This window comes from Victivallis sp. (assembly GCF_048170485.1).
In the GTDB taxonomy this organism is placed as follows: domain Bacteria; phylum Verrucomicrobiota; class Lentisphaeria; order Victivallales; family Victivallaceae; genus Victivallis.
On the sequence record NZ_DBEXAY010000314.1, the window covers coordinates 1 to 5,885 of the forward strand.

At 53.9% G+C, this 5,885-nt stretch carries 4 protein-coding genes; 2 read left to right on the top strand and 2 right to left on the bottom strand.

What is annotated here, in order from left to right; translation table 11 throughout:
• Positions 1 to 297: 297 nt before the first annotated feature.
• Positions 298 to 1,353: a class I SAM-dependent methyltransferase gene (locus ACMLHG_RS16215; protein WP_417171154.1), complete on the top strand. Its 1,056-nt coding sequence runs from the start codon at positions 298 to 300 to the stop codon at positions 1,351 to 1,353.
• Positions 1,354 to 1,894: 541 nt separating this feature from the next.
• On the opposite strand, the gene ACMLHG_RS16220 is transcribed toward ACMLHG_RS16215, so the two are convergent.
• Complete coding sequence (locus tag ACMLHG_RS16220) at positions 1,895 to 2,749, bottom strand: helix-turn-helix domain-containing protein (protein ID WP_295811346.1); 855 nt, start codon at positions 2,747 to 2,749, stop codon at positions 1,895 to 1,897.
• A gap of 113 nt (positions 2,750 to 2,862) precedes the next feature.
• Between ACMLHG_RS16220 and ACMLHG_RS16225 the strand changes: the two genes are divergently transcribed.
• Positions 2,863 to 4,593 (top strand): beta-L-arabinofuranosidase domain-containing protein, encoded by a 1,731-nt coding sequence (locus ACMLHG_RS16225; protein ID WP_417171155.1) that lies wholly within the window; start codon positions 2,863 to 2,865, stop codon positions 4,591 to 4,593.
• Between the two features lie 171 nt (positions 4,594 to 4,764).
• Here ACMLHG_RS16225 and ACMLHG_RS16230 read toward each other — a convergent pair whose 3' ends face one another.
• Positions 4,765 to 5,799: a GntR family transcriptional regulator gene (locus tag ACMLHG_RS16230; RefSeq protein ID WP_417171156.1), complete on the bottom strand. Its 1,035-nt coding sequence runs from the start codon at positions 5,797 to 5,799 to the stop codon at positions 4,765 to 4,767.
• Positions 5,800 to 5,885: the final 86 nt, after the last annotated feature.

Below are 5,885 nucleotides of genomic sequence, written 5' to 3' on the forward strand. Positions count from 1 at the left end.
TGCTGAAAAAAATTACGGGAAGCTGCACCCATATGCACCTTCTGTCAAGAAAAACCGCGATCCGGACATCTGCCGAACCATTCGGATTTCAAAATTTCTGCGGGGATAAGGGAAAACAATTCCGGTCCGGCCTTTCTGTCAAGCCAAATTCCCGAGGATCTTCCAATGCATGTTCTCCGTCGCTGCCCCGTTTGTGAATGCAGTCAAGCCGCTCTGCTGCACACAATCCACTATCCGGCAGAGGAGAATCGTATCCTGCCGACCGAATATCGCATTGTCTCCTGCTCCAGTTGCGGAATGGTCTTCGATGATTTTGACGCGGACGCCTCCACCTTTGCCCGCTATTATCATTCCGCAGAAAAATATGCGTTGAAAAACATCGCCGGCTCCGGCGGAGAGAGCGAAGAAGACAAAAAGCGGTTTCAGAAAATTGCAGACCGCATTGTGCCGTTCATCAAAGACAAAAATTCGCACATTGCCGACATCGGGTCCGGCCGGGGAGAACTGCTGCATGAATTGAATCAGCGCGGCTACCGGAATCTCTCCGCCGTCGACAGCTCAAAAAAATGCATTGCCGCGATGAAAAACAATACGAACTGGAAGACGGTTCACTGCGCCCTCGAGGAATTGGAAGGGAAACTTCTCTGCGATTTCATCATTTGTTCGCAACTGTTTGAACATCTATTTTCCCCAGCTGCCGCACTGCAGATATTATCAAAAACTCTGACGCCGTCCGGAATGCTTTTTATCGAAGTCCCCAACGCCAGATGTTATGAAAAATACCTTTACAAACCGTACCATTATTTCGACGGGGAACATATCAATCACTTCTCTGTTGAATATTTAAAAAGAATTTTGCACGCCAACGGATTCAAAGTCCTTCTGTTCGGAGAAACGGAAAATAAACTTCTTTTCGATATTGTATATCCAGATTGCTATGCTCTTGCCAGAAAAACAACAGAGCCGGTGCCGGTCATGGACGCCCCTTCCACCGATTATACCGAAAAAATCATGTTGTATTTAGAAAAATCGGCGAAGTTGTCCTCGCTTCAGCAGACTTTGATCCAATCCCAGAATCCAGCCAGACGCTATTTTCTCTGGGGATTGGGAGCTTATGGCCTGAAACTGCTCAATTCCGGCCTCTTTGATTCGTGGAACATCGCCGGTCTCATCGACATCGACCAATCGAAACAGGGGAAAATCATACGAGGGCACACCGTTTACACTCCGTCCATATTGAAAAAGCCGGAAAATCGCACAGCCTGTGTCTGTATCCTCTCCGCCATTTACGAGGAACAGATTCGCAGGCAGTTGCAGGAAATGGGGTTTTCTGGCGACGTAATCCGAATCTGAACCATCACACCGTGCCGTTGTTGCTCCTTTGGAGCAAGAAATATCTCCTGCACCTCAATCGGCAATTTTGACCACCGACGCACAGCAGCCCGACACCACGAAGTCTGAGAGGCCCGAACCTCACATCGGATGTAACTTGCTCTATCTCTCATATCCACAGAAGTTGCGATGATTTCTCCTCTCCAGAACGCAAAGCCGGCGCCAGAGAATCTCAAGGCGACTCAACCGTTCGCAGCACCGACCATTTTCCACCAGCGACTCAGGTTATAATGTTCATCCGACTCGACATTTCCGTTCCGTCAACCGACAGAAGAGCCCCATAAAACGGCACTGCCCTGGTCCCCCCCCCTCGCCGAACATCGCACTTCCGCCTCAGGGAATTCAATCGGCAATTTCCTACAAATCAAATGGATGCATATTAAGACAGAAACAATAATACTCCAAGCCGTCAGGCAAAATACGCGCGATTCCCCCGCCCCACACGCTCCTGCCGACGACATGGCGCGTTGCTCCAGACTCTCCAACTCTTTCAGCGAAAAAATCACACCTTCCGGGAAGCGGAACAGATCATGTTCCGTTTTCTATATTCCCGGGGCGATACACCCCAGTACTGATGGAACCGCCGGGAGAAATAGAGCGGGTCATGAAATCCGGAAAACGATGCAACCTCTTTGCAGGAATAGGGATAAAGTCGAAGCAGCTTCGCCGCATGTTCCATGCGCAACCTGTTTATATGGCTCATCGGCGAGATTCGAAAGGATTTCCGGTAAGCCGCCGACAGATGCGGCACCGACAGATGGAAACGCGCCGCCAACGTCTCCAGCGAGAGCTCTTCCGTGAAATTGTTGAGTATGTAAAGTCTGATTCGCTGCAGCGGCAACGGGACCGCTTCCGGCTGCCGTTCGCCGGAACGGTGCAGTTCGTAGAGGAACAATTTCACCAGCTGCCGCTGGAGGAACAGGTCCGGTTCACTCCGTGTGAGCTCATCGCGGAGCAATGTCAGGTATTTTGCAAAGATCCGGCCGGCATCCGCGGCAACCGGAACGCCGGTCGGCACGGGAAATTCCGCCAGATACTCCTCGATCTCCGGACCGTCGAAAATGATCCACGAATGGTTCCACGATGCCGAAGGATTGCCGTACCGGTGCACGGTTCGGGGCGGCCAGAGCTGAATCGACTTCTCACACCTCATCTCTTCCGGAGTTCCGGAGTTCAGCACGACCGGGTCGTCAAAGAAGATCAACAGCCACGGCCAGGGATAGGCGGCCTTCTCGCCATGGCAGATCAATGCGGGCGGCATGAGCTCATTCAGGGCCAAACCGCGAATCAGAAAATGCCGCCCCGGGGGATCCCATGGCGTGACATTGTCGTAAAATGAAATCTCCGAATGAATCATCGTTTTATCCATATAATTTATTGGATAATCCATAAGGAAAACATTGGAATTTGTATGTTTTCATTCTATAATATATCGAAGATTCACCAAGATGCAACAGAAAGAGAATTGAAATGGAGCAACACGCTTGCATTCCCTCCGCCCCCGCCAGCGGTTCCGGGCGGCATTGCGCGACATACGGCAATTGGAAGTTTCAACCGTTTGCTCCGCGCGCGGTCCGTCTCGGCGGCGAGATCAGACACCGCATGGATCTCACGGGCGAAAAGATTCTGCACCATCTTGACGTGGAAGAGCTTTTTGTACGTCATTTCCGGCATCGCAGCATGAAGCCGGAGGTTCCCGGCGGATTCGCCGGATACGGCATGTTTCTCGACGCAGTGGTCAAAGCCGCGATCCACGGAATCGGCGGCGACGAGATGCTCCGTTTCAAAACGGAACGGCTGGCCGAATTGATCGACACCCAGTCGGAAGACGGCGCGATCACCATCTTCTCCGGGCCTCCGGGCTACTGGGACAATCACGACCAGGCTTATATGATTCAGGCATTTGTGCTGGATTACCGCCACTATGGCAATGAACGCGCCCTGCAGGCGGCACTCAGGCTCGGCAACTTTCTGATCCATCGGAAAACTTCGGTCAATCTCGGTCTGGAAACGGCATTCCTGATGCTCGCCGAAGCCTCGGGAGACCGCCGATTTTCCGCATACTGCCGCGATGTCTTTCTGCTGGATCAGACGCTCGACGTCTACGACCGCATGACACCGGTCAACGGAGTGGCCCATGTCTACACCTGGATCGCCCGCTGTCTGGCACAGCTTCAATACCGCCAGCTGACCGGAAGCGACACCCCGCAGCTGCGGGCGGGAACCGAAGAGCTTTTCCGCCGGGTGTTCAGCAATTACTCCTCGATCTCCGGCAGTTGCTCCGGCGGGTTCTACTGGGGAGAACTCTGGGACGATACGCAGATCGGTCTGGGCCGGTGGGGCGAGACCTGCGTTTCGGCTTACCTGCTCCGTTGCGCGGCAAAATACCTTGAATTCGAAGCCGATCCACGGCTGGGAGATCTGTACGAACGGATTCTGTACAACGCGTTTTTCGGGGCGCAGTCCGAAGATGGCCTCCGGCAGAGGTATTTCATTCCCTTCAACGAGCCGGGCCAGTGGTATGACCATGAAACCTACTGCTGCCCGAACAACCTGCGCCGGATGATGTTCGAACTGCCCGACGCAGTTTACTTCCGGACGGCCGGGGGGATTGCGGTCAACCTCTACACGGAATCGACGCTCGACACGCCGACGGTGACGCTCCACCAGAAGACCCGCTACCCGGAATCGGAGACGGTGGAGCTGACGATTTCCGCAAAGCAAACCTTTCCTCTGACGCTGCGCATTCCCGGGTGGTGCGAACACGCCACCGTGAATGGGACTCCGGCATCTCCGGGCTGGTTTTCCATGACAATTGCACCGGGCGAAACGGTGGTCCGCCTTTGCCTCCCCATGGAGGTGCGCCAGATTCGCGGAACCATGGCGCAGACCGGGAGGATCGCCCTGATGCGCGGACCGCTCGTCTACGCGGTTGAAATGGAACGCAATCGACTGGATCCCCACGCCATGGATCTTCTGACAGTCGACAACACCCAACCATTTGAACTCACGAAGGATGGGATCGAAACAACCTGCCTCATTCCCAACCAGGATCATCCGGTGAAAAAGGTGCTTTTCACACGTTTTTCCAGCGAAAAACGGACCCGCACCTATTTCCCGGCCACGCTGGCAGGAACCGGAGAGAACGATTCTCTGTTTCAGCCCTCTCTCCCACCGGAACGCGTGAACCGTGGCAAGTAAAGACAATCAGGCGCCGCAACGCGGAAAACAAACGGAAAAAGATCGCATCCAGCAGAAAGAGGAAGAGCTCTCTCTCCGGAATTTTCCGCGGCACGAAGTTTGACGGCCATGCCCGCCACATTCCATGCCGACATCATGCAACTTTCACATTACAATCATCTTGCGTCCAATTCAATGCGCGAGACTCGCACCGGGGATGTAGCGCATGGGGTTGCGCCAGTCGTTGCAGACACAGCTCCGGGAACGGATGGCATGCTGCATCTCCCCCAGCAGTTTGCGCATCATCTGCGTGTGATCGCGCATCATGGAATCCAGTTGCAATGAACTGCCTTCCATGAATTTCACCCGGTCGACGGTCAGAATCCGGTAATCCTTTCCCGGCAGGCACCCCCGGTCGAACATCGTCCCGATCACGCGGGAGGAGAGCAGCCGGGTCGAGGCGAAGTAGAGCTTCCCTGGCGCGAGCTCCTGCTCAAAACCGATCTCCTTCTCTCCAAATGCCTTGCGATATGGCAGCAGAATCTCCTTCTCCACCGTCACCTGAAACTGTCTGCATCCGGCGTGGAAACCGAGATATTTCAACCGGTTCTGCTCCGACTCCTCAAAGCCGAGATAGGTGACCGGCATATGCTGACCGGCAAGCACTTCCGCCGCCAGCATGCAGGACTGGAAATGGTCGATGCCAACCGCGGGGAAAATTCCCGGCAACGGCGAATAGTCCCAGAAAATCAGCGGAATTCTCTGAATTTTCAACTCGATGAATGCCGGAAGCAGCTCCCGTACGAAGTGCGGATAGCAGAAGATCCCCTCAAATCCTTCGTGAATCAATTCCAAAATCAATTCATTCTGTTTCGACGACTCCTCCGGTATGTTGAATATGGTGATGTTCTGCGCGAACTCCGGTGCGAGATTGAAGAGCAGCCCCACATAGAAATCATCGGCGGCACTGCCGGTGCTGCCGGCGCTGTTCTGCTCCCAGCACAACGCGATTCTGCTGAGCTTCTCCGCCGCCGGTTTCCCCTGTCGCACGAAGTAGCCGTTGCCGCGGAAACACTCCAGAAGCCCGCTCTCCACCAGCTGTTGAAGCTTCTTATGGATCTGGCTCTGCGGCACCTGAAACTCCGCCGCCAGCTTTCGTTCACTGGGCAGACGCCTGCCAACAGGATAACTCCCCTGCTCTATTCTTTCCTGCAATATCTCCAGCATGGCATCTCCTCTTGGCAAACACTTATATCCTTTTTTATTATATCATCACTCCTTCACTTGTCAACAACTGATTCATCAATTTATTT

Excerpts from the sequence above, each read along its gene's own strand:
- ACMLHG_RS16215 (WP_417171154.1), top strand. The coding sequence starts at position 298 with ATGGTCTTCGATGATTTTGACGCGGACGCCTCCACCTTTGCCCGCTAT.
- ACMLHG_RS16220 (WP_295811346.1), bottom strand. The coding sequence starts at position 2,749 with ATGATTCATTCGGAGATTTCATTTTACGACAATGTCACGCCATGGGAT.
- ACMLHG_RS16225 (WP_417171155.1), top strand. The coding sequence starts at position 2,863 with ATGGAGCAACACGCTTGCATTCCCTCCGCCCCCGCCAGCGGTTCCGGG.
- ACMLHG_RS16230 (WP_417171156.1), bottom strand. The coding sequence starts at position 5,799 with ATGCTGGAGATATTGCAGGAAAGAATAGAGCAGGGGAGTTATCCTGTT.